1 protein-coding gene and 2 pseudogenes are annotated in these 2,081 nt (G+C 49.4%); all 3 read right to left on the bottom strand.

Annotated elements, in window-relative coordinates:
* Positions 1-484: pseudogene (locus NC796_RS26460) on the bottom strand (mandelate racemase/muconate lactonizing enzyme family protein); the annotation flags it as partial.
* Positions 485-578: 94 nt separating this feature from the next.
* Positions 579-1,868 (bottom strand): mandelate racemase/muconate lactonizing enzyme family protein, encoded by a 1,290-nt coding sequence (locus NC796_RS26455; RefSeq protein WP_310688888.1) that lies wholly within the window; start codon positions 1,866-1,868, stop codon positions 579-581.
* Positions 1,869-1,923: 55 nt separating this feature from the next.
* Positions 1,924-2,081: pseudogene (locus NC796_RS26985) on the bottom strand (RraA family protein); the annotation flags it as partial.

The following is a 2,081-nucleotide window of genomic DNA, read 5'->3' as shown; positions in this document are numbered from 1 at the left end:
GGTCGCGAAACTTGCCCCCCAGCAGCTGGTATACCGGAATGTCCAGCGCCTTCCCGGCCAGGTCCCACAGGGCCGTTTCCACGGCCGCCAGCGCCGCCAGGTACATCCCCGACTGGGCCCCGCCGAACACGCCGGATCGCCGAATTTCATAAAACAGCCGGTGCACATCCAGCGGGTTGCGCCCCTTCAGGCGACGTCCCCAGCCCAGCACCAACTCATCCGTGCCGCGCACCGCATCGGCGCCCTCACCGTGGCCCACGATGTCCTGGTTGGTGTATATCTTCACAAACAGGTGGCTTCCCCCACGGATAAACCCAACCTTTAGGTCGGTAATCTCAAGGTCCGAGGGGCGTGAGTGCTTCTTGGTGCCCTTGACCGCTTCCTCTAATCCCATACCGGCACCCGAGAATGGAACTGAAGCAAACGCCCCCGCACCTAATGCCGTCTTGGTTAAAAAATTACGTCGTGAATACTTCTTATCCATAATCTTTATGTTTTAAGTTTATTTTTGAAGTGTAAATAATCTTAATCTCAACCTGGCAACTATAACCCAAGCGCTTTCCTGCTATTAGCTTAAACTAGTTTAACATGGACTCAAAATATGGAACGCCTTCCTGCGCATATGGTTTTAATCCCTCTTCGTTAATCTCGACTCCGATACCCGGTTTGTCAGAGAGGGGTACAAATCCATCTTCAATCATTGGACCGTCATAATTCACAATTTCTTTCCACATTGGATTTGAGTCGAAGTAGGTCTGCCATTCCATAATCATGAAATTTGGTACTGAAGCGCATACATGGCACGAGGCCATAGCGCCCAAAAATGAGGCTACCATATGCGGTGAAAATGGCACATAATATAGTTGGGCCAGGTTAGCAATTCGCTGAGCTTCGCCCAATCCACCGGCTTTTTGGAGGTCCGGCATGATTATATCTACGGCACCGATCTCAAGCAATGGGCGGATTCCATGGGCAAGAAAATGGTTTTCGCCGGCACAGATGGGAATATTTGATGATTCATTAATTAATCGGTAGGCCTCCGGGTTTTCCGCCGGGATGGGCTCTTCCAGCCACATCAAATCATACGGCTCAAGAATGTTTGCTATCTTCTTACCAGTTGGCAAATCATACCGCCCATGCCCATCAACGCAAATGTCGATATCCGGACCTACAGCTTCTCGTGCTGCTGCAACCGTATCATGAATACGACGAAGCTCACCTGGGCTGGCAGTCCAATTATACTCATCGTACCGAGCAGGATCATCGCGCTCATCAATATCGAACTTAATAGCGGTGTATCCCTGGGCTTTTAGTTTTTTGGCTGCGTTAGCAAAATCTTCAGGCGTCGGCATTTGACCCTCGGCGTGAGGTGCTGCAGAATCTACATATACGCGTATTTTATCTCTGAATTTGCCACCTAGCAATTGATAAACTGGTACTCCTAGTGCCTTTCCAGCCAGATCCCACAAAGCGGCTTCTACGGCAGAGAGGACTGCCACATATTTACCACCCTGAGCACCTGAAAAAACACCACCCCGCCGAATTTCATAAAACAAACGGTGCACATCCAACGGGTTTTCACCTTTCAAACGGTATCCAAAATTTCGGATTAACTCATATGTACCCCGGACTGCATCCACCGCTTCACCGTAGCCGACAATATCCTGGTTAGTAAAAATCTTGACAAACAGTGGGTCACCATTGCCCAAGAAGGCACAACTGATATCTGTAATTTCCAAGTCAGATGGTCGGGAGAAGAGGTTCGCTCTTTTTTCTATAGCTTCTTCCAATCCTTTTCCAAAACCTGCTAGCCCTCCAGCATCACCAGCGTTCGATTCTAAAAATGATCGGCGTATGTTTTTGTTCATCTTGCATCCCAGTAAAAAGTTGGAGTTTATCTGCTTTAGATGGTCCAGGTAATAGCTACCAAGTGCGGGTTTCCAGCAACTCCTGGATTTGCTCTTTGGGTACCGGCAGCTCATCCATGTGATCTTCCAGCCACTGGGAAAAATCCTTCTCAATTTCATCAGACCAGCGGGCATCAATCTGCCCGGAGGTGTAGACGCCCTCTCGCAGCCGCT

Origin of the sequence: Aliifodinibius sp. S!AR15-10 (assembly GCF_031569985.1) — a bacterium.
Lineage (GTDB): Bacteria > Bacteroidota > Rhodothermia > Balneolales > Balneolaceae > JAMQKA01.
Note: the sequence above shows the minus strand (reverse complement) of the source record. Positions and strands in the feature narration are given on the sequence as shown.